Raw genomic sequence first — 25,148 nt, 5'->3', positions numbered from 1 at the left:
GAGCAGGCTCGCTCCCACAGTTGACTGAGTTGAACCGCAGATTTTTGGACGACGCAGAACTTGTGGGAGCGAGCCTGCTCGCGATGAACGATAACTCGGTCCACCTGATGAAACACAAGCGCCGTAAGGCACTTGCCATCGCCCTGACGTTAACGTAAAGATTGCGGCAGGGCGCTGATCTTAAAAAAGCGCAAAGCGGACCGATCCGGAGCGCTTGATGACGCTAATAAAAACAACACCTCCCAAACTGCACCGCGAAGCCCGGCTGGCCCGGGAAAAGCTCCATCTCGAGGGCGAAGTCCCCGATGGCGTGTTGCGGGCGGAAATCGATGCGTCGTGGCGGCGTAGCCTGAGCCATGGCGTGCATTTCAATGCCAAGCACGAGTTGGCGCTGGAATCGAGCGCGAGCCTCGACGTGCTGTTGGCGAGCAATCGGCTGCTGATTGACGCGGCATTGCCGGCCATCGATTACCTGGCCGAACGTCAGGGCAAGGAAGGGCTGATCATCCTCGCCAATTCCGACGCCACCATTCTCGCCGTCGAAGGCCGCGCCGATCGCCTCAAGGGCAGCGGCCTGCAGGACATCACCCTCGGCGCCTGCTGGAGCGAAGCCGCTCGCGGCACCAACGCGCTGGGCACCGCACTGGTGGAAGCCCGGCCAACGATGATCGATTGCGGTGAACATTACCTCGATCGTTTGACCGATTTCTCCTGCACCTCGGTGCCGATCCATTGCCCCCAAGGCGACATCCTCGGCGTACTCGACCTGACCCGCGAAGGCCCGCTCGGTCGTGTCCACGACAGCACTGCGTTGCTGGCGATGGCCGTCAGCCAGATCGAAAGCCGAGTGTTCAACGCCAGTTATCCGGACGAGATCGTCCTGGCCTTCCACAGCCGTCGGCAATACCTCGAATCCCCTTGGCAAGGCCTGTTGGCGGTGAGCCTCGGCGGGCAGATTCTCGCCGTCAGCGCCCAAGCCTGTCAGTTGCTCCACGCCGAGCGCTCGGCGCTGGTCGGTCGACGCTGTGAAGAGTTTCTGGGCGTCGATGGCCTGCAACTTCTATCGCGTCTGCATCAGGGCGGTGTTGGCAGTCTGCAAACGGCCAAAGGCGAGTTCTTCTACAAAACCCTGCGTGCGCCGCAGCGTTCGATCAACGTCAGCACGCCGCCGCGCAGCACAGCGAAAACCGCCAAAGCACAACCGGATCTCGAATCCCTGGCCGGCAGCAATGTCCGTTATGCCCGAGCCTTGCGCATGGCCCGTCAAGGCCTGGCCAATGAGCTGCCGGTGTTGCTGCTGGGCGAAACCGGCACCGGTAAGGAAGTCATCGCCCGCGCCCTGCACATGGCCGGCACCCGCTGCGACAAACCCTTCGTCGCCGTGAACTGCGCGGCAATCCCCGAAGGCCTGATCGAGTCGGAATTGTTCGGCTACCGCGAAGGCGCCTTCACCGGTTCCCGTCGCGGCGGCATGATCGGTCGTCTGCAACAGGCCCATGGCGGCACCTTGTTTCTCGATGAAATCGGCGACATGCCATTGGCCTTGCAGGCCCGTCTGTTGCGGGTGTTGCAGGACCGTAAAGTGGCACCGTTAGGCGCCGGCGAAGAGCAAGACATCGACGTCGCACTGATCTGCGCTACGCATCGCGACCTCAAGCGACTGGTCGAAGAAAAACACTTCCGGGAGGATCTGTTTTATCGGGTCAACGGCATCAGCGTGATGCTCCCGGCCTTGCGCGAACGTGAGGATTTCAGCGGTCTGGTCGCTCGCCTGCTGGCCAAACTGGATGCGCCGGCGATGGTCCTGCATGACGATTTGAACCGCTTGCTCAGCGGCTATCACTGGCCGGGCAACATTCGCCAACTGGAAATGGTTTTACGCACGGCGCTGGCCATGCGCGAGCCGGGGGACACCGTACTCACCCTCGACCACTTGCCCGACAGCATGCTCGACGAGTTGAGCGCGACCGAGCGCCCTCAGTCAGGCAGCATCCGTGAGAATGAACTGGAGCTGATTCGCCAGTCCCTGGACACTCACCAGGGCAACGTCTCGGCCGCCGCCGACGCCTTGGGCATCAGCCGCGCGACCTTGTATCGCAAGCTCAAACAGTTGCGCTCGTGATGCAGCGCTTGATCGTTCGGCTGATCGACAGCCAAAACCCCGAAGCCCTGCAAGCGGCCTTGCGCTGGCTCTACAGCTTCGTGCGGCCCCATCGTCTGGCGATTGCCGGGTTGCTCGGGTTATCGGTCTGCGCCTCGTTGCTGGTGTTGGTCCAGCCTTGGCTGACCAAACTACTGATCGACGATGGTTTGCTCGCACGCAACTTTCCGATGCTGGTGCTGATTGCCGGGTTGATGATCGTGGCCGGCCTGCTCGGAACGGGGTTGTCGGGGATCAACCGTTACCTGCACACGCGGCTATCCGGGCGGATTCTGTTTGCCCTGCGCGATGACCTTTATCGACATCTGCAAACCCTCTCGCCGAGTTTCTACGGACAGCGCCGAATCGGTGACCTGATGTCGCGCCTCGATGGCGACGTCGCGGAGATCCAGCGCTTTGCCGTGGACTCGTTGTTCTCGGCGGTATCGAGCGTGATCGGTCTGGTCTGCGCCGTGGCGATGCTGCTGACCCTGTCGTGGAAACTCTCGTTGCTGGCGCTGGTGCTGATTCCCCTCGACGTGCTTTGGCTGCGCTGGATGCGGCGCAAGGTCGAGCGCGATGTGCGGCAATTGCGCGAGCGCTCGGCGGACATGTCCTCATTCATGGTCGAGACCTTGCCGGTGATGAAATTCATCCAGTCTGCCGGCCAGCAACAGCGTGAATCGCGGCGCCTGGAGACGCTGGGCCAAGGCTACATGAGCCAGCTGCTGCGCCTGCAAGTCACCGAGTTTTTCACCCAGGCGGTACCGGGCACACTGACGTCCCTGTCCCGCGCCTGCGCATTCCTGATCGGCGGATATTGGGTGGTGCAGGGGACCTGGCAACTGGGCGCGCTGATCGCGTTTTCCACCTACCTGGGCATGGCCGTCGGACCGGTTCAGAGCCTGCTGGGTCTCTATGTCGCGGTCCAACGAATGACCGTCAGCCTCGGGCGCGTGATGGAGTTGCGCGGCGAAGAGCCGACCGTTCTCACCCCGGTCACGCCGCAGCCTATGCCGACTTCCGGTGAACTGCGTTTCGACAATGTGCACTTCAGCCATCCCGGTCGCCCGACGACTTTGCGCGGGATCGAAGCGCGAATTCCCTACGGTTTGAAAGTCGCCCTGAGCGGCGGCTCCGGGGTCGGTAAATCGACCCTGATCGACCTGCTGCAACGGCACCACGACCCACAATCCGGCCGGGTGTTGCTGGGAGAGGTCGATCTGCGCGAACTGGACCTGTTCCAGCTGCGTCGGCGGATTGCCGTGGTCAGTCAGGACATCGTGCTGTTTCGCGGCAGCCTCGCCGACAACCTCGCCTACGCGGTGCCGGACGCCAGCCGTGAAGCGATTGCCGAAGTGGCGCGGCTGGCGCAACTCGACAGCCTGATCGAGTCTTTGCCCGAAGGCCTCGACAGCCCATTGGGCGAACGTGGTCAGCAGTTGTCCGGCGGGCAGAAACAGCGCATCGCCATTGCCCGGGCGCTGTTGCAGGATCCATTGATTCTGGTGCTGGACGAAGCGACCTCGGCGGTGGATGAAGCCACCGAGCGCGAAGTCATCGAAGCCATCGATCGACTGTTTGCCGGGCGTACGCGGATCCTCATCAGCCACCGTCCTTCGACCTTGGCCGATGCCGATTTGCGCTTTGAATTGCTTGACGGCGTACTCACTTCAAAAACGGTGCTGCATGAAGCCTGAGCTGCGGATTGGTGTGGTGGACAGCGGTCACTCGGCGGCGCAACGAGTGCAGGTTATCGCCGGGCGGCGCTTCTCGTTGCTGGCGGATGGATTGGCCGAAAGCGACTTGCGCGACGATCCGCTGGGCCACGGCAGCGCGGTGATCGAGGCCATCGGTCGGCGGGCGCCTTCGGCGGTATTTTGCGTGGCTCAGGTGTTCGATCAGCGTGGGGTCACCAGCGCGTTGCAGATCGCCACGGCGATTGACTGGCTGGTGGCGCAGGACGTTCGGCTGATCAATTTGAGCCTCGGTCTGCGTCAGGATCGCAGCCTGTTGCGTGAAGCCTGTGCCGCGGCGGTAGCGCGCGGTGTTTTGCTCTGTGCATCCAGTCCGGCGCAGGGTGAGGGCGTGTTTCCGGCGAATTATCCACAGGTGCTGCGAGTCACTGGTGATGCGCGTTGTGCCGAACAGGAATGGTCGTGGCTCAACAGCGCTCAAGCGGATTTCGCCGCGTGTGTGCATGGCACCTATCCGGGGCAGTCCGGCGCCAGTCTCGGCTGTGCGGCGTTGAGCGGGCACATCGCGGGTTTCCTGGTGGCGCATCCCGAGGCGAGCAACGAACACATCATCGAATGGCTTCGGGAGAATGCCCGCTATCGCGGCCCTGAACGGCGCTTCGGAGCATGATTTTGATTCTTGGCGCAGGGCCAGCGGGAGCGGCGGTTGCCTTGGGTTTGCGTCGGCTCGGTTATCCCGTGACGCTGGTCAGCGAATGGCGGCGGTTTGCGGCGCTGGAAGGTGTTTCCATTCGGGTGCTGGAGGCCTTGCGTGGTGCCGGGCTTCATCAGGCACAGGCGGATGCGGCGCTGCCGTCCCAAAGACAGGTGTCATGGAACGGTCAGCAGCATGCGCAGAACATCGAATTTTTACTGGACCGCCCAAGCTTTGATCGAGGCTTGCGCGAGGACCTGCGCCTGGCTGGCGTTGAGCTGATCGAAGGCCGAGTGCTGACGGTGCAGTCATCGGTTTCGGGGCATCGGATCGAAATCTCAGGGCGCGAGGCGCTGCTGGCGGATTTTCTGGTTGAGGCACGTGGGCGTCAGGCACCTGCGCTCGGCAAAGGCCTGCGCGGGCCGGAGACGGTCAGCCTGCTCAATCGCTGGCAAGGCACGCCGGGCAACACCGCCAGCGCCGTGGAAAGTCTTGAGGACGGCTGGGCGTGGATGGCTCGGCGAGCCGACGGTCAGTGTTACTGGCAGTGGACGGTGGACGTGGCCAGTGCTGAATTGCCGGGCAAGGCGCAGTTGCTCGACTACTGTCGTCAACGACGCCAAGGTTCGGCGTTAGCCCGGGCGTTTTTCGGTGAAGAACCTGAGGTCGATCTACAGCTGCATGCCCGCAGCAGTACGGCGATTTTGTGCCCGCAGGTGTGTGGCGATAACTGGATTCGGGTCGGCGATGCGGCGATGGCGGTGGATCCGCTGTCGGGCAATGGGATTTTTCAGTCATTGTCCTCGGCGTTACAGGCGCCGACGGTGATTAACACGTTGTTGCGTAAACCCGAGCGAGCGGCGCTGGCTCAGCGCTTTCATCAGCAACGGGTGGAGCAGTTGTTTTTGCGTTTTGCGCGGATCGGGCGGGATTTTTATGCCGATGAGCAGCGTTGGTTGCAGCAGCCATTCTGGCTTGCACGGCGGCAGTGGCCGGATGCTGAAGTGGCGCATGCCGAGGCGGATTTTTCCTCGTTGAGGATTGAGCGCGCGCCGGTGCTGCGCGATGGATTTGTGGATGAGGCCGAGGTGGTGATCACGGCGGATCAGCCGCTGGGGATCTGGCATGTGCAAGGGGTTGAGCTGGCGCCGTTGGTGCGGCGGTTGCGGACCGAGCCGGCCGAGCAGGCGTTGGCCGGGTTGACGGTGGAGCAGGGAAGGTTGGTCAGGAGTTGGTTGTTGAGTCAGGGATATCGCCCCCTCACCCTAACCCTCTCCCCAGAGGGTAGAGGGGACTGACCGTGGGTTTCTTTTGAAGTACTGCGACCTGAAAGTCCGAGTCGAGCTCAGGCTTTGAACAGCATGAAGATCGACTCCCTTTCCCCCTCTCCCCATTTGGGAGAGGGCTGGGGTGAGGGGGGTGGATCTTGAGTCCGACACCGATCCATCTCCCTCCAAAAAAACCTACAGTTTGATCAACACCGACTTCAACTCGGTGTAATGCTCAATCGCCGCATACCCCATCTCACGTCCAACCCCGGACATCTTGTACCCACCAAACGGCAACGCCGGGTCCAGCGCGCTGTGGCAATTGACCCACACCGAACCCGACTTGATCCGCGGAATCATCCGGTGCACCGCCGCCAAATCGTTCGACCAGATACTCGCCCCAAGCCCATATGGACTGTCATTGGCCATGCGCAACGCATCGGCTTCATCATCGAACGGAATCGCCACCAGCACCGGCCCGAAGATCTCCTCCTGCACCAGCGAATGTTTCTGATCGACATCGACGATCACCGTCGGTTTGACGAAAAACCCTGGCCCGAACTGTTCGCCACCACAGGCGATCGTCGCGCCACTTTCCCGGCCCTTTTCGATGTAACCGTAAACCCGTTCCTGTTGGCGTGCGGAGATCAGCGGGCCCATGTCGACACTCGGGTCCATGCCGTTGCCGAGCTTCATGGCGTTGGCGATGTCGGCGATGTCCGCCACCACATTGTCGAAATGCTTACGCTGCACATACAGCCTGGAGCCTGCGCAGCACACCTGCCCCTGATTAAAGAAAATCGCGCTGGCGGCGCCGGCTGCGGCGGTCTTCAGGTCGGCGTCGGCCATGACGATGGTCGGCGATTTGCCGCCCAGTTCCAGGGTCACCCGGGTCATGGAATCCATGGCGATCTTGCCGATCTGCTTGCCCACGGCGGTGGAGCCGGTGAAGGTCAGCTTGTCCACCAGCGGATTGTGGGTCAGGGCGGAACCTGCCGTGATGCCGGTGCCCGTGACCACGTTGAACACACCTTCGGGGTAACCGGCTTCCAGCACCAGTTCGGCGAGTTTCAGTGCGGTCAGCGGGGTTTCGTCGGCGGGTTTGAGCACCACGGTGCAACCGGTGGCCAGGGCCGGGCCGAGTTTCCAGCAGGCCAGCAGCAGCGGGAAGTTCCAGGCGACGATGGCGCCGACCACGCCCACCGCTTCGCGACGGATGAAACTGTGGAATTGATCGTTGGGCATCAACGGCAACGACACTTCAACGCTGGAACCTTCGATCTTGGTCGCCCAACCGGCCATGTAGCGCAGGAAGTCGATGGACAGTTGCACGTCCATCACCTGGGCCACCGCCGCACTTTTGCCGTTGTTCAGGCATTCCAGTTGCGCCAGCAGTTCGGCGTCGCGTTCCATCAGGCCGGCGAGTTTCCACAGCAGGTTCTGCCGCTCCCGAGGCCGGGTGCGGGTCCAGGCCGAATCATCGAAGGCCTGGCGGGCGGCGAGCACGGCGCGGTCGACATCCTCTGGCGTGGCCCGTGGCACGACGCACAGCACTTCACCGGTGGCCGGGTTGTGCAGGGGCATGGTCTGGCCGTCGGCGGCCTCGACCCAGTCGCCGCCGATGAGCATGCGTGGGGCGCGCTGGATGAACGCCGAGGTGGCGGGAAGCAAATAAGGGAGGGGCATGACGAAACCTCTTGTTGTTCGTGAGAACAGGGCTTTCGCAATGGGTGTGCCAAGTGCCCGCAAAGGCAGAGCCGCCCTTGGCTGGCGGGGTTTTGTGGCACTCAAGGGCATCGCGGACGCTGTGAGGTTGTTGCAAATTGCGACAGCTGTGAGACGACGAGCAACCGAGTTGCGACCTTGAGGTAGCCAGTATTGAGGACTAGAATTTTTTGGGATCGGTGGGTGAAATCACGGACCGTTCATCCGGCAATACATCTGGCGTGAGGGAGGTAACGATGTTCCTTTCAACCCTGGAAATTCAAAACATCATTGAACACAGTTTTCTGCCGTCCGTTTGCACCTGCACCATGGCGGCGGACCAGTCCCTGACGATTCGGGTCTGCGACTGCATGACCGGCAAAGTGGATATAGTGGCCACCCACGTTCCCCTGTGGACACTGGACAGTCCCCATGCGATCGCGTCGCTGGTGGCGGACATGCAGCACGAGATCGACGTACACAAAAGCGTTCCCCCCACCTATGACATCTGAACCGGCGTCACGCCGCACCGTGGGAACGCGGTGCGGCCTGCGCCGATTACTCAGGCTGCAAATTCCCGGGAAATTTCTTCGAACGTGTTGCCATCCACGGCGGCCAACAGCTTTCTGTCGTCCTTGAGTGTCGCCAGGAAGGTCACTTCGGTTTCCTTGCCGGCCAGCATGAACCCGGCAATTGCGCCGATGGGCCCCAACAGCATGGCCCCGGCCACGCCAAAGCCGATGGCATCCTTGATGTTGTTGATCGAATCCTCGTTGGCCACTTCCACGCACTTGAACGATGAGAGCGGCAGGGTAATGCCGGGCCATGGGTGAAGCGACGTTCTGAGGGTGAAAACGCCGTCTCTGTACTCTCCATCACCCTGCAGAAAGTCCCCCGCCAGGACAGTGATGCTTGCCATTTTTTTATCCCCTGGTGGCAATCGGTGAACAACCATTTCGCGCTTGCAGAGGATGGGCGTCAATCGTCGGCCGATGAGCTGTTCCGGTCAGGCCATCTATGCTGTCTCAGACTGCAACACGTGTCGCGTTATTAGACGCAGGCGATCTTGTTCAGCGATGCCGAAAAGCAGTCATCGTCACGCAACTTATTGATTTAAAAGGTAATTGGTAAGCTGGCACGCTCCGTGTATTGCTCATTGCAGACGTTTCTCTTGCCTCCGTCAGCGGTGCGCCGCCGACGGCAGAAACCATAAAAACGATAAGCCACAAAAATAAGAAAGCACTGTGCGAGGTTCGACGTTGATGAAGAGAAAACTCCGATCAGGCCTGAGTGCCAGTCTGCTGGCCGTGGCCGCTTGTGTGGCGCTGCATTCGCCTTACAGCCTGGCAGCCCGCGACGCTCAGACCATCCTCAAGGAAACCTGTCAGGGCTGTCATACCCCTGAAGCCAATAATGCCCTGAGCCGCATCAGCCTCCAGCGCAAAACCCCTGAAGGCTGGCTGATGAGCATCGCCCGCATGCAAACCATGCACGGTTTGCAGATCAGCGATGACGACCGTCGCACCCTGGTCAAATACCTGGCCGACACCCAGGGCCTGGCCCCAAGCGAGACCGACGGCGTGCGTTATGCGCTGGAGCGTCGACTCAATACCGTCGAGAAGTTCGACGACCAGACCAGCCAGATGTGCGGCCGCTGCCATTCCGGTGCGCGGGTCGCCCTGCAACGGCGTCCGGCCCAGGAATGGGAGCGTCTGGTGAACTTCCACCTCGGCCATTGGCCGTCCCTGGAATACCAGGCTCTGGCGCGTGATCGCGACTGGTTCGACATTGCCCGCAAAGACATGGTGCCGCTGCTGGCCAAGCGTTATCCGCTGGACAACCCGGCCTGGAAAAAATGGCTGAGCACCGCACCGAAAGCTGAAGCGCTGGTCGGTGACTGGAGCTTCAGCGGCCACTTGCCGGGCAAGGGGGAAGTGGCCGGTGTGATGAGCGTCACGACCGATGGCAGCGACACGTTCAAGGTCAGCGTCAAAGGCCAATACGCCGACGGCAGCCCGTTCAATGGCGACGGCAGCGCGATTCTCTACACCGGTTACGAATGGCGCGGCAACGTGACCATCGATGGCGTGACCATGCGTCAGGTATTCGCCGCCCAAGGCAACGCGATGCAAGGCCGGATGTTCGAGGCCGAGCACGATGAGCGGGGTCTGGACTTCGTCGCCGCCAAACAGGGCAGCAGTCGTTTGCTGGCGGTGCAGCCGGGTTACCTGAAGGCCGGCAGCGAAACTGAAGTAACCCTTGTCGGCAGCGGTCTCACCGGCAAACCGAACTTCGGCAAAGGCGTGGAAGTGGTCGAAGTACTGGAGCAAAGCCCGGAGCGCATGCGCGTCAAGCTCAAGGCTGCCGCCAATGCTCAACCGGGTTTGCGCAACGTTACTGTCGGCACGCTGAAAGGCCCGACCCTGTCGGTCTACAGCAAAATCGCCGAAGTCAAAGTCGTGCCCGAGTTCTCGGTGGCGCGGATTGGCGAGGGCGGTGGTTCGACGCCGAAAGTCCAGGGCCGTTTTGATGCCGAAGCCTGGGGCAAGGGCGCTGACGGCAAGCCTTATCGCATCGGCGTGTTCCCGGCGCAGTGGTCGGTCGAAGCGTTCGACGACCGCGCCAAGGAAGACGAGGACGTCAAGTTCGCCGGCACCATGCAGGCTGACAGCGGCGTGTTTACACCGGGCGATGCCGGGCCAAACCCACAGCGCAAAATGTCCACCAACAATGCCGGCAATCTCAAGGTGATCGCCGCCGTCGACGACGCAGGGAAATCCCTGACCGGCGAAGGCCACATGATCGTCACTGTGCAACGCTGGAACAATCCACCCATTCCATGATTTTGAAAACGTGAGCTGGCTGACTTCAACGGCTTCAGACATTTTTTTGGAATGACCGTGAGCCCCGTAGAACGGGGTTTGCACAGGAGGTTGCAATGGGCGCTATTTTGAATCTGGTCGAGCGGAATCTGCACGAAGTGCACGTCGATGCCGACCGCATGCTGTTTCACATCCCCAGCAGTTCGCTGTTCGCCAGCGATGAGCTGACCGGCACCATCATCGATACCTTGCGCGGTCCCGGCTGTTCGTCGGACGACCTGATCCAGCGCCTGGCCGCTCGCTTCAACGGCGAAGAAATCACCGAGACCCTGCGTGAGCTGATGGCCCTGGAACTGGTCAGCGACGGCTCGCCGTTGACCCCGGACATCGGCACCAAACGGGTCGAGCGCACGGCGATCAATACCGTGGTACTCAACGTCAACACCGGCTGCAATTTGAGCTGCACCTATTGCTACAAGGAAGACCTGGACAAGCCGTCGGCCGGCAAGAAAATGGACGTCGAAACGGCGGTCGCCTCGGTGGAAATGCTGCTGCGTGAATCACCGGATGAAGAGCGTTTCACCGTGGTGTTTTTCGGCGGTGAGCCGCTGAGCAATCGCAAGCTGATCGAGTACATGGTCGACTATTGCGAAAAGCGTTTCCGCGAGGCGGGCAAGTTTGTCGAGTTCGTCATGACCACCAACGCGACGCTGCTCACCGAAGAGACCGTGGACTACCTCAACGCCCACCGATTCGGCCTGTCAGTCAGTATCGACGGACCGAAAACCGTGCACGACCGCAACCGCATCACCGTGGGCGGGCAGGGCACTTACGACGTGGTGCGGCGCAAGGCTGAAATGCTGCTGTCGCGCTACAACAGCCGTCCGGTCGGTGCCCGCGTGACCCTGACCACCGGCGTCACCGACGTCGAAACCATCTGGGATCACCTGTTCAACGAACTGGGTTTTGCCGAAGTCGGGTTTGCCCCGGTGACCTCCGGTGACATCAGCACCTTCAACCTGTCCAGCGACGAGCTGATCGAAGTCTTCGCCAACATGAAGAAGCTGGGTCGGCGTTATCTGGAAGCGGCGCTGGAGCACCGCAATATCGGCTTCTCCAACCTGCACCAGTTGATCACCGACATCCACGAAGGCCACAAAAAAGCCCTGCCCTGCGGCGCGGGCCTGAAGATGCTGGCGGTGGATCACAAGGGCGAACTGAACCTGTGCCATCGCTTTACCGGTTCGTCATTGCCGACCTTCGGCAACGTCCACAGCGGTGTGAAGCAGGTTGAGTTGAACGACTTCCTGTCCCAGCGCCTGGACCGTACCAACACCGGTTGCGAGGACTGCCAGATCCGCAACCTCTGCTCCGGCGGCTGCTATCACGAGAGCTACGCCCGTTACGGCGACCCGACCCACCCGACCTATCACTACTGCGAACTGATGCGTGACTGGGTCGACTTCGGCATCGAGGTCTACACCCGGATCATGGCCCACAACCCTGCGTTTATCAGCAGCTACATCACTCCGCGCAAGGCTCACTGATATGAAACATCTCAAGGCAATCAATAATAAAGCGCTGAAACTGGATGAGGCCGCGGCCGAAAACCGCATCGAAGAAGTGGTGGCGATGAGTTCCGTCGCCGGCTGTGCCTCGACCACCGACCCGGGTTGGGAAATCGATGCATTTGGCGGTGTGTCGTCGCTGTGCCAGCCGATGGAAGCTGACCTTTACGGTTGTTCCGACCCTTGCTGGTGGCCGGCCCAGGTGCCCGACATGATGAGCACCTACCCGGACTGGAACAAGGATGCCCAGGCGTCCAACGAAAACTGGCGCAACCTCGGCACGGTCTTCCCTAAAGACAAGTAATCGGACAGAGAAGAAGGATTCCAGCATGCATTGCATCAAAGCCTGCGGCGTGGCCGCATTCGCCGTCCTGAGCGTCTGTTCGCTCACTGTTCTGGCCGATGAAAATACAGCACTGCAAGACGGTCACGAGTACATGTTGACCACCAACTACCCGAACAACCTGCACGTCATCGACGTGGTTACCGACACCTTGTTCAAGACCTGCAAAATGCCGGATGCGTTCGGTCCCGGCACCGTTCAGTTGTCGCCGGACCGCAAGACCGCTTACGTGCTGAACAACCACTACGCGGATGTCTACGGCGTTGAACTCGACAGCTGCAAGCAGGTGTTCCACGCCAGCATCACCCAGAAGCCGGGTGAGAAAGCGAAGTCGATGTTCGCCTTCACCCTCAGCCACGACGGCAAGGAATTGTTCACCATTGCCAACCCGACGCTGATGCTCAGCGACCGCTACGAAGTGCAGCAACCGCGGCTCGACGTGTACGCCACCGACGCCGGCATGGACGCCAAACCCGTGCGCAGTTTCCCGGCGCCACGGCAGTTGACCATCATGCAGAGTGGTGACGACGGCACGCTGTACGTGGCCGGGGCGGATGTCTACAAGGTCGATGTGAAGACCGGCAAGTTCGACGTGCTGATCCCCAGCCGCCACTGGAAGCGCCCGAACTATAGCGCGCCGGACGTGCTCTACGTGTGGAACCAGCAGACCTATCGCCATGACTTTTCGCTGCTCTACACCGCCGCGAAATTCAAGGACAAGAAGCAGGATCCGTTGACCGCCGAATACCTTTACGGGCTGTTCAGCATCGACCTGAAAACCGGCAAGAGCGAAACCACCGACTTCGGCCCTCTGACGGAAATCTACTTCAGCGGCATGCGCTCGCCGAAGGATCCGAACCTGATGTTTGGGGTGCTCAACCGTTTGGCGAAGTACGACATCAAGGAGAAGAAAATGCTCCAGGCAGCGACGCTGGATCATTCCTACTACTGCATTTCGTTCAACAAGGACGGTAGCAAGATCTACCTGGCGGGGACGTTTAACGATGTGGCGATCTTTGATCCCGAGAGCATGAAGCAGATTGGCAGCATCAAGTTGCCGGGCGGGGATATGGCGATCACGACCGCGCAGATATTTATTCGGTAACGGCGCAGTCTGAGCTGGCGCTTTCGCGAGCAGGCTCGCTCCCACAGTGGATCTCAGTGTGATCACTATTGTGTGAAGATCATTGAGCCCTGTGGGAGCGAGCCTGCTCGCGAAGAGGCCCTCGAAGAAACCGAAGCATCAAGCCCCCGGCACCGGGCAACTCAAATCCCCCTCCTGACACTTCAGATAATTCTTGAAAGTCTCAACCCGCGCCTTGGTCAACTCAGTGATGCAGTTGCTGTAGATCAGCGGATACACACTCCCACCTTCCACGGCAGACGCCGAAAACGTGCACTCGGCATCCCGAAACGCAATCCACGCACGCTGCGCACTGACCATGAGTTTTTTGCTGTCCGGGTTACTCTTCAAACGCTCATTGATCTGCTGGTAAAGCGCATTCAACTCCTTGTCCGCCGTCTTGTGCTGCTGCGCCGCGCACTCATTCATCGTGGCCTGATCGGTGGCGTTGTCGCAGTCCACAGCATAAGCAGCGGCGGTAAACAGCAGAGGCGTCAGAGCCAGGAGAAAGCGTGGGTGCATGGGGATTCTCTCTTTGACGTGGAAAATTGGGGGGCCGTGTAGCGCTACGTATTGGCCTGCTATGCCTGCCATTCAAGGTGTTTTTCGATCGACTCATCGTTGAGCCACGGCACATCATGTGATGTCCAGATATGCACCTGAGGCGTCATTTTCGGATCATCGTCCAGTGTCGCCACACGAACAATGACGTGGGGCTGGGCCAAGCGTTCGGCCATCAAATGTGAACCGCAGACCGAACAGAAATGCCGCAGCTTACCCGGCGACGATTCGTAGCTGCTCAGGTGGTCCTGGCCTTTGGTCCAGCGAAAATGTTCGCGCATGACCCCGGCTGTCGAGGCAAACGCCGCCGCGTGTGCCTTGCGACAGGTTTGACAGTGGCAATGGCTGATGGGCATGTCGAGGCTATCGACGTGGTACTCGACGGCTTTGCACAAGCAACTGCCTTGCAGGCTATTCATCGCGTGCTCCTGTTTGCGTGAGGGTGGCTGCCCGCAGCAAAGCGTCAGCCGTGGCTTCGATGTCTTCACGCAAATGTAACTTCTCCAGCCAACGGTCGGGAATGGCCTGCACGCCGTAATGAGCCCCGGCCAACTGGCCAACAATGGCGGCGGTGGTATCGGCGTCATCGCCCAGGTTGGCGGCTTTCAGGATGGCGGCTTCAAAGCTGTCAGTCTGATGAAAGCACCACAGGGCCGCTTCCAGTGAAGCAACGCAGTAACCGCTACCATGGATTTCGCGTTCAGGTTTGCCGAAATAATCGCCTCGCGCGATGGCGGCCACTTTGGGTTCCAGGCATGTCGTTTCTGACAAGCCGAGCACTTCTGCCTTGGGCGCGCCTTGTAACGCTCGGTGGATCAGCTCGGCGAACAACTGACAGCATTCGATCGCTTCCGGTGCGGCATGGGTGGTTCGCGAGCTGTTGGCGGAAAATGCCAGGATCCGGTCGCGATCGGGAAAGTAATACAGCGCCACTGGCACCAGGCGCATCAGCGAGCCGTTCCCGGCCGTGCGGGGATCGGTGGAGCCGGCGAACGGTTCACCGGTTTGCTGATAACGCGTCAGGGCGTCGCGTACGGTCATGCCAATGTCGAAGCATTCACCCGTTGAGCTCAGATAACCCCATTTCCACCAATTCAAGTAACGACCCATCTGATCGGCCGCCTCGAAGCCGTTTTTTTTCAGCAAGCTTTCGGCCAGGCACAGCGCCATCGAGGTGTCATCGGTCCATTGCCCGGCTTTCAGATTGAAAGGGCCGCCACCCACCATGTCGGTCAGGGGCTTGAACGAGCCGCGTGGCTGGAATTCGACGCTGGTGCCAACGGCATCACCGCAGGCCAGGCCCAGCAGGGCCCCGCGATAACGTTCCGTAAGTGAAGGCTGCATGAATCGTCCTTGTCTGAGTCAATTTCGCGTTTAACGTTAGCAGTTTCGGTCTACTCGTTTTGTCTTCAAATCAGCAGTTACACTTGGACATGCAGCTGAATATTTCGTCAGGGTTGATTGCGATGCCCGATTGATACAACTTTAGGGTTGGTCTTGTGGTCTTACAGGCCTACTGTTCAGTACAGGAGGTGACTTATGAATCCAGCATCAGATCGCATCGAAAGGAAGATCCTGCTCAAAACGCCGCGCTCGCAGGTCTGGCGTGTGCTGGCCAATGCCGAAGCTTTCGGACAGTGGTTTGGCGTGGCGCTGGAAGGCAAGCGTTTTGTTGCCGGTGAGTGGACCCAGGGGCAGATTACGTACCCGGGTTATGAGCACTTGCTGTGGAACGTATTGGTGGAGCGGGTCGAGCCGGAACGGGTGTTTTCGTTTCGCTGGCACCCTTATGCCGTGGAGCCGGAGCTCGATTACTCCCAGGAACCCACCACGCTGGTGAAGTTCGAGCTTGAAGACATGGATGAAGGCACGTTACTCAAGGTCACCGAGTCCGGTTTCGATCACATCCCTCAGACGCGCCGGCTCAAGGCGTTCCGCATGGACAGCCGCGGTTGGGATGAACAGATGAACAACATCGAAGAATTTCTCAAAGTCAGTGCCAAGGAACGCGAGCGCCAGGAATAGTGATGGCCGCCTGTTTGAACCTGGGCTGAAACGCTGGGCGTTTCTCGAGGACGGCGATCTGAGGGCCGAAGGTCAGCTGCAGTCCGCTAAATTAGCGGCCTCAATGCTTGAAACCTTACCTGTCTAAGGGTTTTCGGAAGGGCGGCTATAGCGAATGTCCTACACGCGATGGTAGCTATGTCGTCTATTGCACATTGGATCCGAAGCGTAATCTAGCTTCATCAACCGAAGCACAGGAAGTGCTCGGGATCACGGATGATCGACCATAAGCAAGGAATCGCTGCCGACAGGGAGTCGTAATGGTCTTGGGAAAAAACCCGCTTCGGCGGGTTTTTTTGGTCTGTCGAAAAGACCCTGGCAGATGAGTTTCGTGTAGCAGGAGAGGGCTTCATGGCTGAATGGCCAATGGCTTACACCAGAGCGCTGGTATGTCCTCTGTTTACGCTTCACCGATGTGTTTAATCTCGGTCCATCAACTGAGTCGCAGGAAGCGCTCAGGATCAAGGATGATCGACCATTGGCCAGGATGGCTGCCGACAGGATGTCGAAATGGTCTTGAGAAACCCGCTTAGGCGGGTTTTTTTATGGGCGATGGAAAATCCTCGGCGGATCATTTTGGCCGGGGGAGCGGCAGCCTGGCACTGGCTGCCGATCGGGATGGATCAGCTAGCTGACAACTGATCGAGTTTCGCCGCTACACGCTCAGTGATTTCCGAGCGCAGTTTCAATGACCCGGCAGCGCGTTTGCGGGCCTCCTCCAGCACACTGACCGGAGCCGTCTCAGGGCTGCCCGATGCAAACGGAGGTGCCGGGGCGTATTCGAGCTGCAACTGCACCAGCTCTGCCGTGTCCTTATCGAACAACTCCGCGGCCAGGGTCAGGGCAAAATCGATGCCCGCCGTGATCCCGCCACCGGTCAGCAGATTACCGTCGCGCACCACCCGATCCTTCACCGGGATCGCCCCCAAAGGCACCAGCAATTCGTGATAAGCCCAGTGAGTGGTGGCGCGTTTGCCCTTCAGCAGACCCGCCGCGCCAAGCACCAGCGCGCCGGTACACACCGACGTGACGTAACGCGCGTTGGCGGCTTGCGCCTGGATGAAGGCCAGCGTCTGTTCATCCTCCATCAACGGCCCGACGCCACTGCCGCCGGGAATGCAGATCACATCCAGCGGTGGGCAGTCGTCGAACGTGGTGGTCGGTTTCAGCACCAGGCCCGTGCTTGCGGTAACGGGCATCAGGTCCTTCCAGATCAAATGCACCTTCACGTCCGGCAGCGAGGCCAGTACGTCGTAAGGGCCTGTGAGGTCCAGTTGCTGAACCTGTGGAAACAACAGAAAACCGATCTGCAACGTCATGGCATTTTTCTCATGAAGTGGGTGGACGGCTTCACTTTAGGCTCGTAGGATTTGGCGTATACGCCAATCACCCCACGAATTACGCCAATCATGCCGAAAACCATTCACGTGCTCGCCTTTGCCAATGTGCAATTGCTCGACGTCACCGGGCCGTTGCAAGTGTTCGCCTCGGCCAACGATATTTCCCGCGAGCAAGGTTTTCCGCCACCTTATGCGCCGTCGGTGATTGCCAGCGGCGGCGGGGCGGTGATGTCCTCGGCGGGGCTGGCGCTGTTGGCCGAGCCGTTACCCGAAGAGGGCAGTGACACATTGATCATTGCCGGTGGCTGGGGCGTTTACGACGCGGCGCGAGATGAACCGCTGGTGACCTGGGTCCGTGAACACGCGACGGGGTGTCGGCGGGTATCGTCGGTGTGCACCGGGGCATTTTTGCTGGCGGCCAGCGGCTGGCTCGATGGCCGGCGGGTGGTCACTCACTGGACCCGTTGCGAGCAGTTGGCGCAGCAGCATCCGCGGCTGCAGGTTGAACCCAATCCGATTTTCATCAATGACGGCCCGGTCTGGACCTCGGCCGGGGTCACCGCCGGTATCGATCTGGCGCTGGCCATGGTCGAAGAGGACCTCGGCCGCACGATGGCCCTGGACGTCGCCCGGCAACTGGTGGTGTTCCTGAAACGTCCCGGCGGCCAGTCGCAGTTCAGCGTGACCCTCTCTTTGCAAAAGGAAGGTAACCGTTTCGACGAACTTCATGCCTGGATCAGTGAAAACCTCACCAAGGATTTGGGCATCCCGACCCTGGCCTTGCAGGCCGGCATGAGCGAACGCAGCTTCGTCCGCCATTACCGCGCCGACACCGGCCAGACTCCGGCCCGGGCCATTGAACTAATTCGGGTCGAGACCGCCCGACGTTTGCTCAGCGATACCGGCGTGCCGATCAAACGGGTGGCGGTGCAATGCGGTTTTGGCAGCGAAGAGACGCTTCGACGCAGTTTTCTGCGGGCCATGGGCGTGACCCCGCAGGCTTATCGCGAGCGTTTCAGCGTCAGCCTTCCAGCAGATCCAGTAACGCTCTGACCGTTGCCTCGGGCGCTTCTTCGGGAATGTTGTGCCCGACGCCCGCCAACACTCGCCGCTCATAACGTCCGGTGAAATGGGCGATGTCTTCGTCTATTTCCGGTGCCGGTCCGACGCCATCGTCGGCTCCGCACAGGGAAATCGTCGGTACGCTGATCGGCGGCTGTCGGGTCAGTGCTTCTTCGATCCACTCCAGCGCCGGGTCGCCGGGCGCGTACATGAACCGGTGGCGGTAGGAGTGAATCACCACCTCGACGAAATCCGGGTTGTCGAAAGCCGGGGCGCTGAGGGGATACCGCTCAGGGCCTTTGGTCCAGGTCGGTGACCACAACGTCCAGAGTAATTCACACAAGGCTCGATGATTTTTCGTCAGGCCTTCGACCCCGCGTGGCGTGTGGAAGTAGTACTGATACCAGAGGCGGTGCTCGGTTTCCGGGTCCAACGGTTCGGTGGAGAGGGGAATGTTCTGTAGGTTGTAACCGTCGCCGGTCACCAGGCAACGAACCCGCTCGGGCCATAGCGCCGCCACAATACACGCCGCCCGACCGCCCCAGTCGTAGCCGCACAGGGCGGCTTGTTGAATGGCCAGCGCGTCCATCAGATCCAGCAAGTCCTGAGCGAGGGCGGCTTGTTGTCCGGAGCGCAGGGTGTCGGGGTGGTTGAAACGGGTCGGGCCGTAACCGCGCAGGTACGGGACGATGACGCGGTAGCCCTTGGCGGCGAGGACTGGGGCAATTTCGTCATAGGCGCGCGGGGAATAGGGGAAACCGTGGAGGAGGAGGATCGGGTCGCCGGTGGTGGGGCCGTGTTCTTCGTAGGCGATCGACAACCCTGGCGTTTGGGTGAAGTGGATCAGCGCTTGATTGTTCATTCGACACTCCAGACAGGGTTGTTTTTCGCCTGGTTCCTAGACTTCGATTTCTGCCACCTGATTAAAGTATTTCGACCGATCCGGCGTGAACGTCACCACCATGTTGGTCCGCGAACAGGTCAAGGCCCGTTCTTCACTCAAATCAATATCCAGATCTTCCCCGCGCATCCCCTGCCACTCGGCGAGGTATTTGAGGGATCCGTATTTTTCGAGTTTCTTCAGGCTGCGGCTGACGCCACCTTTCCAGCCCAGCACCGGCAGTTCGCCGGCAAGGCAGCGTTGCGCGAGTTCGGGGAAACGGGCGGCGCGTTGGCGGCCGATTTCCCAGCATTTGATCAGGCCCTTGTCGTGGGCTTCCCACAATTCGTCGCGGTTCAGTCCGGACCGGAGTGGGGTATCGATGCTGCGGTGGATGCGTTGGGTCATTCTGGTTCCTTGAATTCGGGTTTTGTTGGACAGCTCCGCTGTACCCGTTGAGGGGGGATGGTAGGTGGGGATGTAACGGCTGGCAACAAACGTTTTCAGGCTATAGAAATCAGGTGCTTCGTGCGATTGAACAGCTCTGTTTAGCAGTTGTAGGAGCTTGGCCTATACCGGCCACCGTTTCTTTCGCCGGTGTTCAGTCGGCCTTGTGTTGTGGCTGATGGCCCTATCGCGAGCAGGCTCGCTCCCACATTTAATCTCGGTCGAATACAAATTTCCTGGCCACTAAAGATCCAATGTGGGAGCGAGCCTGCTCGCGAAAGGGGCTACGCGGTTTCACGGCTGCCAGAAACTCTTCTCCCTACTCAATTTCCGATCCAGAAAACTGGCCGCACTGATCAGTGCCAAATGCGTCAGCGCTTGCGGCGTATTGCCCAGATGCCGCGCATGGCTGTCGAACTCTTCGGCGTACAACCCCAGCGGGTTGGCGTACCTCAGCAGCTGTTCAAACTCCAGATGTGCCTTTTCCACCCGTCCGGCGCGGGCCAGGCATTCGACGTACCAGAATGAGCACGCGGCGAAGGCGCCTTCGGTGCCGTCGAGGCCGTCGATTCGGGTGTCGTCATTGCGATAGCGGTAAACCATGCCGTCGCGCACGAGGTTTTTTTCGATCGCGTCGAGGGTCGCGAGCCAGCGCGGGTCTTTGGCGCTGACGAAGCGCACCAGCGGCATCAGCAGCATCGAGCCATCGAGCGCGGTACCGCCGATGTACTGGACGAAGTGCCCGCATTCTTCGTTCCAGAAGTTTTCCCAGATGTCAGCGTAGATCGCTTGTCGGGTCTGGTCCCAGCGGGCGAACGGGGCGGGCAGTGAGCGTTTTGAGGCGAGGCGAATGGCTCGATCCAGTGCGACCCAGCACATCAGCCGGGAGTGCAGAAAGTGATGCTGCTCGCCGCGCATTTCCCAGATGCCGACGTCCTCTTGCTCCCAGGTTTCGCAGACCTGATCGACCACTTCCACGGTATGTTTCCAGCCTTCATGGGAGATGGCGTCGCCGTATTTGTTGACCAGGTACACCGCGTCCATCAGCTCGCCGAAAATGTCGAGCTGGACCTGGCCGTAAGCCTGATTGCCGATCCGTACCGGTGTTGCGCCACCATGACCGGAGAGGTGCGAGAGTTCGGTTTCCGGCAGTTCCTGGCGACCATCGATGGCGTAGAGGATGTTGAGCTTCATCGATTTTCCGTGGCAATCACTGACCCGCCCGCGCAGCCAGCGCATGTAATCGTTGGCCTCCTGGACGAAGCCCAGGCGCATGAATGCGTAGACGGTGAACGAGGCGTCGCGGATCCACGTGTAGCGATAATCCCAGTTGCGCTCGCCGCCAGGTGTTTCCGGCAGGCCGAAGGTCGCGGCGGCGAGGATTGCGCCGTGTTTGCGCGAGGTCAGCAGCTTCAATGCCAAGGCCGAGCGATTGACCATTTCCCGCCAGCGACCGCGATAGTTGGACTGGCCGATCCAGTCGCGCCAGAACTTCAGGGTCCGCTCCAGGCAGATCGCGGCGGCGCCTTCCTTGAATCGCGGATCGTCGATACCACCCAGCATGAATTCGGCGGTCTGGTCCTGTTCGAGGGTGAATTCGGCGACTGCCGCATGGCCGTCTATGCGTAAAACCTGGTCCGAAAACAAGCGCAGGGAAGGCTGGTCGGCGGCCTCGAAGGTCACGTCTTCTTCATCCATGCGCGCGCGGGTCTTGGCGCGCGCATAGTCATGGCGCACGGCGCAGCGCATGTGAAACGTTGCCTGACCACTGACCACACGAACCCGGCGCATCAGCACCGACGTGTCATCTTCGCTGTCGCCGATGGGCAGCAGGTCGGTGACTTCGACGACTGCGCGATCGCTCAGCCAACGGGTTTGCAGCACATTGGTGTCGGGCAGGTAAATCTGCTCGCGGCGAGCGTCGGGTAAATCCGGGGACAGTTGGAAAATCCCGGCCTCAGGGGTGTCCAGCAGCGAGCAGAAGATCGACGGGCTGTCGAATTCCGGCCAACAGAAAAAATCCACACTGCCCTTGTCATTGACCAGTGCCGCGCTGCGCATGTCGCCGATGATGCCATGGGCATCGATAGCGCTTTGTCGTTCGGGATGATGATCAGCCATTGCCGCGAAACTCCGGATAAAGGCTCATGCCGCCGTCGATGAACAGGGTGGTGCCAACGATATAGTCGGACGCATCGGAGGCGAGGAAGACCACCGCGTTGGCGATGTCCTCGACTTCGCCGAGCCGGCCGTAAGGAATGAGTTTGAGCAGTTCCTGCTCGGCGGCGCCTTCGGTGTCGGCGCGATTGATCGCCGTGCGAATGGCGCCCGGCGCGATGCCGTTGATGCGGATGCGCTGGTGACTGACTTCCTGGGCGAGGGTTTGCATCAGCATGTCGACGCCACCCTTGGACGCGGCGTAATTGACGTGACCGGCCCAGGGAATGCGCTGGTGCACCGAACTCATGTGGATGATCTTGCCCGCGGCCCGCGAGACTCCATCGCGAATGCCTTGCCGGTTGAAAATTCGCAGGGCGGCGCGGGCGCAGAGGAACTGGCCGGTGAGGTTGACGCCAATCACCTGGTTCCAGTCGGCGAGGCTCATGTCCACCGTGGCTGCGTCTTTTTGCATGCCGGAGTTGGCGACCAGAATGTCCAGAAAACCGAAGGCTTCGAGGGTTTGTGCGAATAACCGTTCGACGTCTGCTTCTTTGGAGACGTCGGCGCCAATGGCGATGGCGCGACCGCCTTCAGCATTGATCGTCCGGGCCAGCTCCTCGGCGGGGGCGGCCTGGGAATTGTAGTTGATCACCACGGCGGCACCGGCGGCGGCCAGGGCCTTGGCCGCGCCGGCACCGATGCCGGAACTGGCACCGGTGATCAGGGCGACTTGTTGGTCGAGGGAAATCTGCATGAACGTCAGCGCCTTGAGTTGAGGGCTTAATTAGCTGACTGGTTTGAGTTGCAGAGAGTTCAGCTGCAAGATCAAAAGATCGCAGCCTTCGGCAGCTCCTACAGTGGAATGCGATCTTCTGTAGGAGCTGCCGAAGGTTCGGGCCGCGTTCGGACGATCTTTTGATCTTCAAGGCCTTCACATTCAACCAACAATTGCCTGCTTTCCCCTCAATCAGGCTTATGGCAACTTGCAGGCCCTTGTTGAGACCGGCACCCATGGCAAACCCTTACCGCGAGCTGTTCAAAGCCCCAGGCAGCAGTGCTTTTGTGCTGGCCGGGATGATCGCGCGCATGCCGATTTCCATGACCGGCATCGGCCTGATCACCATGCTCTCGCAGTTGCAGGGCGGTTATGGACTGGCCGGTGCGGTGGCAGCGACGTTTGCCTTGGCCACGGCGTTTTGTGCGCCGCAGGTTTCGCGGCTGGTGGACCGCTTCGGCCAGCGTCGGATCTTGCCAGTCTCGGCGCTGATCGGTGGCGGGGCGTTGTTGCTGGTGTTGCTCTGCACTCGCTTGCAGGCGCCGCACTGGACGTTGTTTGTGTTCGCAGCGTTAGCCGGTTGCATGCCGAGCATGTCGGCGATGGTGCGGGCGCGCTGGACCGAGTTGTATCGCGGCCAGCCTGAGCTGCAAACGGCTTATGCGCTGGAGTCGGTGCTGGATGAAGTCTGCTTTATTGTCGGGCCGCCGCTGTCGGTTGGGTTGTGCGTGGTGGCGTTCCCCGAGGCCGGGCCGTTGGCGGCGTTGCTGATGCTGGCGATCGGGGTGACGGCGTTTGTGCTCCAACGTGACACCGAGCCGGCGATTCATCCCCATGAAGACCATCATCAGGGCTCGATTATTCGCTCCAGCGAGATTCAGTTGCTGATGCTGTTGATGGTCGCCATGGGCACCATCGTCGGTGTGGTGGACGTGGTCAGCGTGGCGTTCGCCCAGCAGCAGGGCCAGCCGGCAGCGGCGAGTATTGTGTTGTCGGTGTATGCCATCGGCTCGTGCCTGACCGGTTTGGCGTTCGGGGCGTTGCGCTCGAAACTGCCGTTGCCGCGACTGTTCCTGTACGGCGGAGTGGCGACGGCGGTGACTACGTTGCCGTTGCTGCTGGCGACGAACATTCTCGGGCTGTCGCTGGCGGTGTTTGTCGCCGGGTTGTTTTTTGCGCCGACCCTGATTGTGGCGATGGCGTTGGTGGAGCGCATCGTGCCGCCGGCCAAACTCACCGAAGGCCTGACCTGGCTGGTGACCGGATTGAGCATTGGCGTGGCGATGGGTGCGGCCAGTTCGGGTTGGCTTATCGATGCATTTGGAGCCCAGAGCGGATTCTGGGTCGCCGTCGCCGCTGGCGCCGTGGTCCTCGGTTCCGCAGTGCAAAGCTTCCGCCACTTGAAATGATGACTAAATGTGGGAGCGAGCTTGCTCGCGATAGCGGTCTGGCAGCCACATTCATGTTGACTGATACACCGCTATCGCGAGCAAGCTCGCTCCCACAGGGTTATCTGTACGACTAATTCTCGTCGGCGCTCATCCGTTCTCTTGATAGACAACTTTTTGAGGTAAACCCGGTGACCCAGCTGACATTGCTCTGCCTGCCCTATTCGGGCGCGAGTGCCATGGTCTACAGCCGCTGGCGGCGCAAACTGCCGGAGTGGCTCAAGCTGCAACCCGTGGAATTGCCGGGGCGTGGTGCGCGGTTTGGCGAACCCTTGCACACCGACATGCGACGCCTGGCGCTGCAACTCGCGCAGGAACAAAAAGCCACGCTCAAGGCGCCGTACGCGCTGTTCGGTCATAGCCTTGGCGCGTTGCTGGCCTGTGAGATGGCCCATGCGTTTCGCTCGCTGGGCTGCCCGGAACCGGTGGCGCTGTTCGCTTCAGGTACCGCCGCACCCACAATGCGGGCCGACTACGACAGGGGGTTCGCCGAGCCCAAAACCGATGCCGAATTGATCGAGCAATTGCGCACCCTCAACGGCACCAGTGAAGAGGTGCTGGCCAACGCAGAGCTGATGAGCCTGACGCTGCCGGTCCTGCGCGCGGACTTTCTATTGTGCGGACGTTTCGAACCGCAACAGCGCCCGTTGCTCAAGTGCCCGATCCATGTGCTTGGCGGCACGGCTGATCGCGCCACCACCGAGCAGCTGATCGGTTGGCGCAAGGAAACCCACGGCAGTTTCTCGGTGGACATACTCGCTGGCGGACACTTTTTTATCCACGAGCACGAAGCCAAGGTGTTGCGGGTGATCAAGGATCAGCTGGGCGTTCATCATCGGCGGCATGCCATGGCCGTCAGCGCCTGACCCAGTCTCAACATCACTCAACACCTGTGGGACGAGCTTGCTCGCTCCCACATTTTTTCCTGTGAACGCAGGCCCATTGTGGGAGCGAGCCTGCTCGCGAAGAGGCCCTGAAGAACAGCACAAATCCAAAATCCTGAACCCTTCCTGAAGAACCCCGCGATTCCCCCTCCACACGGCTTTGCATCG

General features: G+C 60.5%; 23 protein-coding genes. 13 read left to right on the top strand and 10 right to left on the bottom strand.

What is annotated here, in order from left to right; all coding sequences use genetic code 11:
* Positions 1 to 217 precede the first annotated feature (217 nt).
* Genes JFU47_RS08800 through qhpG form a run of 4 tightly spaced genes read left to right on the top strand, consistent with a single transcriptional unit; the run spans position 218 to position 5,829 of the window.
* On the top strand, positions 218 to 2,122 hold the full coding sequence (locus JFU47_RS08800) for a sigma-54-dependent Fis family transcriptional regulator (RefSeq protein WP_140680300.1): 1,905 nt from the start codon (positions 218 to 220) through the stop codon (positions 2,120 to 2,122).
* Complete coding sequence (locus tag JFU47_RS08795; RefSeq protein ID WP_201182516.1) at positions 2,122 to 3,840, top strand: ABC transporter ATP-binding protein; 1,719 nt, start codon at positions 2,122 to 2,124, stop codon at positions 3,838 to 3,840. The genes JFU47_RS08800 and JFU47_RS08795 overlap by 1 nt, the downstream gene beginning before the upstream one ends.
* On the top strand, positions 3,830 to 4,507 hold the full coding sequence (qhpE, locus tag JFU47_RS08790; RefSeq protein WP_201182515.1) for a subtilisin-like serine protease QhpE: 678 nt from the start codon (positions 3,830 to 3,832) through the stop codon (positions 4,505 to 4,507). Before JFU47_RS08795 ends, qhpE begins: the two co-directional genes overlap by 11 nt.
* A complete protein-coding gene (gene qhpG / locus JFU47_RS08785; RefSeq protein ID WP_201182513.1) occupies positions 4,504 to 5,829 on the top strand; it encodes a flavin-dependent monooxygenase QhpG in 1,326 nt (441 codons plus the stop codon). Before qhpE ends, qhpG begins: the two co-directional genes overlap by 4 nt.
* Before the next feature lie 165 nt (positions 5,830 to 5,994).
* Here qhpG and JFU47_RS08780 read toward each other — a convergent pair whose 3' ends face one another.
* On the bottom strand, positions 5,995 to 7,485 hold the full coding sequence (locus JFU47_RS08780; RefSeq protein ID WP_201182511.1) for an aldehyde dehydrogenase family protein: 1,491 nt from the start codon (positions 7,483 to 7,485) through the stop codon (positions 5,995 to 5,997).
* A 275-nt stretch (positions 7,486 to 7,760) separates the two neighbouring features.
* Between JFU47_RS08780 and JFU47_RS08775 the strand changes: the two genes are divergently transcribed.
* The gene (locus JFU47_RS08775) at positions 7,761 to 8,015 is read left to right on the top strand and encodes a DUF1652 domain-containing protein (protein ID WP_046048402.1); all 255 of its coding nucleotides are present in this window, start codon (positions 7,761 to 7,763) and stop codon (positions 8,013 to 8,015) included.
* Between the two features lie 50 nt (positions 8,016 to 8,065).
* Here the strand turns inward: JFU47_RS08775 and JFU47_RS08770 are convergent, their stop codons facing one another.
* Positions 8,066 to 8,422 carry a hypothetical protein gene (locus JFU47_RS08770; protein ID WP_201182510.1) on the bottom strand — a complete coding sequence of 119 codons (357 nt, stop codon included), beginning with the start codon at positions 8,420 to 8,422 and terminating at the stop codon, positions 8,066 to 8,068.
* A gap of 343 nt (positions 8,423 to 8,765) precedes the next feature.
* Here JFU47_RS08770 and peaA point away from each other — a divergent pair, with 343 nt between their 5' ends.
* From peaA to peaD, 4 genes are all read left to right on the top strand, one after another.
* Positions 8,766 to 10,346, top strand: coding sequence for a quinohemoprotein amine dehydrogenase subunit alpha (gene peaA, locus JFU47_RS08765; RefSeq protein ID WP_201182508.1), 1,581 nt, complete (start codon positions 8,766 to 8,768; stop codon positions 10,344 to 10,346).
* Positions 10,347 to 10,441: 95 nt separating this feature from the next.
* A complete protein-coding gene (gene peaB, locus JFU47_RS08760; RefSeq protein ID WP_076028106.1) occupies positions 10,442 to 11,872 on the top strand; it encodes a quinohemoprotein amine dehydrogenase maturation protein in 1,431 nt (476 codons plus the stop codon).
* A 1-nt stretch (position 11,873) separates the two neighbouring features.
* Complete coding sequence (qhpC, locus tag JFU47_RS08755) at positions 11,874 to 12,197, top strand: quinohemoprotein amine dehydrogenase subunit gamma (protein WP_008145336.1); 324 nt, start codon at positions 11,874 to 11,876, stop codon at positions 12,195 to 12,197.
* 25 nt (positions 12,198 to 12,222) lie between these two features.
* On the top strand, positions 12,223 to 13,341 hold the full coding sequence (gene peaD / locus JFU47_RS08750; RefSeq protein WP_201182507.1) for a quinohemoprotein amine dehydrogenase subunit beta: 1,119 nt from the start codon (positions 12,223 to 12,225) through the stop codon (positions 13,339 to 13,341).
* A gap of 138 nt (positions 13,342 to 13,479) precedes the next feature.
* On the opposite strand, the gene JFU47_RS08745 is transcribed toward peaD, so the two are convergent.
* Genes JFU47_RS08745 through JFU47_RS08735 form a run of 3 tightly spaced genes read right to left on the bottom strand, consistent with a single transcriptional unit; the run spans position 13,480 to position 15,264 of the window.
* Positions 13,480 to 13,881 carry a lysozyme inhibitor LprI family protein gene (locus tag JFU47_RS08745; RefSeq protein ID WP_140680291.1) on the bottom strand — a complete coding sequence of 134 codons (402 nt, stop codon included), beginning with the start codon at positions 13,879 to 13,881 and terminating at the stop codon, positions 13,480 to 13,482.
* Between the two features lie 59 nt (positions 13,882 to 13,940).
* Complete coding sequence (locus JFU47_RS08740; RefSeq protein ID WP_140680289.1) at positions 13,941 to 14,339, bottom strand: GFA family protein; 399 nt, start codon at positions 14,337 to 14,339, stop codon at positions 13,941 to 13,943.
* Positions 14,332 to 15,264: an ADP-ribosylglycohydrolase family protein gene (locus tag JFU47_RS08735; RefSeq protein WP_140680288.1), complete on the bottom strand. Its 933-nt coding sequence runs from the start codon at positions 15,262 to 15,264 to the stop codon at positions 14,332 to 14,334. The genes JFU47_RS08740 and JFU47_RS08735 overlap by 8 nt, the downstream gene beginning before the upstream one ends.
* Positions 15,265 to 15,459: 195 nt before the next feature.
* Between JFU47_RS08735 and JFU47_RS08730 the strand changes: the two genes are divergently transcribed.
* Positions 15,460 to 15,945 carry an SRPBCC family protein gene (locus JFU47_RS08730; RefSeq protein WP_140680287.1) on the top strand — a complete coding sequence of 162 codons (486 nt, stop codon included), beginning with the start codon at positions 15,460 to 15,462 and terminating at the stop codon, positions 15,943 to 15,945.
* A gap of 662 nt (positions 15,946 to 16,607) precedes the next feature.
* Here JFU47_RS08730 and inhA read toward each other — a convergent pair.
* Complete coding sequence (gene inhA, locus JFU47_RS08725) at positions 16,608 to 17,303, bottom strand: isonitrile hydratase (RefSeq protein WP_201182506.1); 696 nt, start codon at positions 17,301 to 17,303, stop codon at positions 16,608 to 16,610.
* Positions 17,304 to 17,393: 90 nt separating this feature from the next.
* On the opposite strand from inhA, the gene JFU47_RS08720 reads away from it, so the two are divergent.
* A complete protein-coding gene (locus JFU47_RS08720) occupies positions 17,394 to 18,377 on the top strand; it encodes a GlxA family transcriptional regulator (protein WP_201182505.1) in 984 nt (327 codons plus the stop codon).
* Here the strand turns inward: JFU47_RS08720 and JFU47_RS08715 are convergent.
* The 4 genes from JFU47_RS08715 to JFU47_RS08700 all read right to left on the bottom strand — a co-directional run bounded on the left by JFU47_RS08715 (position 18,346) and on the right by JFU47_RS08700 (position 22,627).
* A complete protein-coding gene (locus JFU47_RS08715; RefSeq protein ID WP_201182504.1) occupies positions 18,346 to 19,248 on the bottom strand; it encodes an alpha/beta fold hydrolase in 903 nt (300 codons plus the stop codon). The two genes, JFU47_RS08720 and JFU47_RS08715, sit on opposite strands and share 32 nt — an antisense overlap.
* A 36-nt stretch (positions 19,249 to 19,284) precedes the next feature.
* A complete protein-coding gene (locus JFU47_RS08710) occupies positions 19,285 to 19,674 on the bottom strand; it encodes a hypothetical protein (RefSeq protein ID WP_140680284.1) in 390 nt (129 codons plus the stop codon).
* A gap of 333 nt (positions 19,675 to 20,007) precedes the next feature.
* Positions 20,008 to 21,834, bottom strand: a complete 1,827-nt coding sequence (locus JFU47_RS08705) for a glycoside hydrolase family 15 protein (protein ID WP_140680282.1) — start codon at positions 21,832 to 21,834, stop codon at positions 20,008 to 20,010.
* Positions 21,827 to 22,627: a glucose 1-dehydrogenase gene (locus tag JFU47_RS08700; RefSeq protein WP_201182503.1), complete on the bottom strand. Its 801-nt coding sequence runs from the start codon at positions 22,625 to 22,627 to the stop codon at positions 21,827 to 21,829. The genes JFU47_RS08705 and JFU47_RS08700 overlap by 8 nt, the downstream gene beginning before the upstream one ends.
* A gap of 257 nt (positions 22,628 to 22,884) precedes the next feature.
* On the opposite strand from JFU47_RS08700, the gene JFU47_RS08695 reads away from it, so the two are divergent.
* On the top strand, positions 22,885 to 24,057 hold the full coding sequence (locus JFU47_RS08695) for an MFS transporter (RefSeq protein ID WP_201182502.1): 1,173 nt from the start codon (positions 22,885 to 22,887) through the stop codon (positions 24,055 to 24,057).
* Between the two features lie 170 nt (positions 24,058 to 24,227).
* Entirely contained in the window at positions 24,228 to 24,962 is a 735-nt protein-coding gene (locus JFU47_RS08690) for an alpha/beta fold hydrolase (protein WP_201182501.1), read from the top strand.
* The last annotated feature ends 186 nt before the right edge of the window (positions 24,963 to 25,148 follow it).

The sequence above is a fragment of the Pseudomonas sp. TH39(2020) genome (assembly GCF_016650715.1).
GTDB lineage: Bacteria > Pseudomonadota > Gammaproteobacteria > Pseudomonadales > Pseudomonadaceae > Aquipseudomonas > Aquipseudomonas mandelii_C.
This window is presented reverse-complemented; position numbering and strand designations above follow the sequence as displayed.

Bases quoted from the DNA above. Each gene is read 5' to 3' on its own strand.
- JFU47_RS08800 (WP_140680300.1), top strand. From the start codon at position 218: ATGACGCTAATAAAAACAACACCTCCCAAACTGCACCGCGAAGCCCGG.
- JFU47_RS08795 (WP_201182516.1), top strand. From the start codon at position 2,122: ATGCAGCGCTTGATCGTTCGGCTGATCGACAGCCAAAACCCCGAAGCC.
- qhpE (WP_201182515.1), top strand. From the start codon at position 3,830: ATGAAGCCTGAGCTGCGGATTGGTGTGGTGGACAGCGGTCACTCGGCG.
- qhpG (WP_201182513.1), top strand. From the start codon at position 4,504: ATGATTTTGATTCTTGGCGCAGGGCCAGCGGGAGCGGCGGTTGCCTTG.
- JFU47_RS08780 (WP_201182511.1), bottom strand. From the start codon at position 7,485: ATGCCCCTCCCTTATTTGCTTCCCGCCACCTCGGCGTTCATCCAGCGC.
- JFU47_RS08775 (WP_046048402.1), top strand. From the start codon at position 7,761: ATGTTCCTTTCAACCCTGGAAATTCAAAACATCATTGAACACAGTTTT.
- JFU47_RS08770 (WP_201182510.1), bottom strand. From the start codon at position 8,422: ATGGCAAGCATCACTGTCCTGGCGGGGGACTTTCTGCAGGGTGATGGA.
- peaA (WP_201182508.1), top strand. From the start codon at position 8,766: ATGAAGAGAAAACTCCGATCAGGCCTGAGTGCCAGTCTGCTGGCCGTG.
- peaB (WP_076028106.1), top strand. From the start codon at position 10,442: ATGGGCGCTATTTTGAATCTGGTCGAGCGGAATCTGCACGAAGTGCAC.
- qhpC (WP_008145336.1), top strand. From the start codon at position 11,874: ATGAAACATCTCAAGGCAATCAATAATAAAGCGCTGAAACTGGATGAG.
- peaD (WP_201182507.1), top strand. From the start codon at position 12,223: ATGCATTGCATCAAAGCCTGCGGCGTGGCCGCATTCGCCGTCCTGAGC.
- JFU47_RS08745 (WP_140680291.1), bottom strand. From the start codon at position 13,881: ATGCACCCACGCTTTCTCCTGGCTCTGACGCCTCTGCTGTTTACCGCC.
- JFU47_RS08740 (WP_140680289.1), bottom strand. From the start codon at position 14,339: ATGAATAGCCTGCAAGGCAGTTGCTTGTGCAAAGCCGTCGAGTACCAC.
- JFU47_RS08735 (WP_140680288.1), bottom strand. From the start codon at position 15,264: ATGCAGCCTTCACTTACGGAACGTTATCGCGGGGCCCTGCTGGGCCTG.
- JFU47_RS08730 (WP_140680287.1), top strand. From the start codon at position 15,460: ATGAATCCAGCATCAGATCGCATCGAAAGGAAGATCCTGCTCAAAACG.
- inhA (WP_201182506.1), bottom strand. From the start codon at position 17,303: ATGACGTTGCAGATCGGTTTTCTGTTGTTTCCACAGGTTCAGCAACTG.
- JFU47_RS08720 (WP_201182505.1), top strand. From the start codon at position 17,394: ATGCCGAAAACCATTCACGTGCTCGCCTTTGCCAATGTGCAATTGCTC.
- JFU47_RS08715 (WP_201182504.1), bottom strand. From the start codon at position 19,248: ATGAACAATCAAGCGCTGATCCACTTCACCCAAACGCCAGGGTTGTCG.
- JFU47_RS08710 (WP_140680284.1), bottom strand. From the start codon at position 19,674: ATGACCCAACGCATCCACCGCAGCATCGATACCCCACTCCGGTCCGGA.
- JFU47_RS08705 (WP_140680282.1), bottom strand. From the start codon at position 21,834: ATGGCTGATCATCATCCCGAACGACAAAGCGCTATCGATGCCCATGGC.
- JFU47_RS08700 (WP_201182503.1), bottom strand. From the start codon at position 22,627: ATGCAGATTTCCCTCGACCAACAAGTCGCCCTGATCACCGGTGCCAGT.
- JFU47_RS08695 (WP_201182502.1), top strand. From the start codon at position 22,885: ATGGCAAACCCTTACCGCGAGCTGTTCAAAGCCCCAGGCAGCAGTGCT.